This is a genomic window from Pseudomonas sp. SIMBA_068 (assembly GCF_046534705.1).
Classification (GTDB): Bacteria; Pseudomonadota; Gammaproteobacteria; order Pseudomonadales; family Pseudomonadaceae; genus Aquipseudomonas; species Aquipseudomonas putida.
Genome location: NZ_JAWRYI010001429.1, coordinates 1 through 242, shown reverse-complemented (window position 1 = coordinate 242; position 242 = coordinate 1). Strand labels below are relative to the sequence as shown.

General features: G+C 45.0%; 1 protein-coding gene. It reads right to left on the bottom strand.

Annotated elements, in window-relative coordinates:
• On the bottom strand, nucleotides 1–114 hold a 114-nt coding region (locus tag SB756_RS34340), incomplete at its 3' end, for a plasmid recombination protein (RefSeq protein ID WP_410913787.1).
• Between the last annotated feature and the right edge of the window lie 128 nt (nucleotides 115–242).

The following is a 242-nucleotide window of genomic DNA, read 5'->3' as shown; positions in this document are numbered from 1 at the left end:
ATTTTGATCGATATCGGGGTTGGTGTGACTCTCTTTTTCTCTCTGATTATGTATCTGTAGACCCTTTATATCCGCACTCTTAAACTTCCGCATATTACAGATAATGAACGCCATTTTTCCCCTTCACGCCCTTCCCACCGGCAACAACTTTCTCTCTCAATTTTACCACATTCTCCGGCGACACTTCCATGTAAAGTATAGCCCGCTATACTTTACTCCGTAAAGTGCGGGCTCTGCCGAGG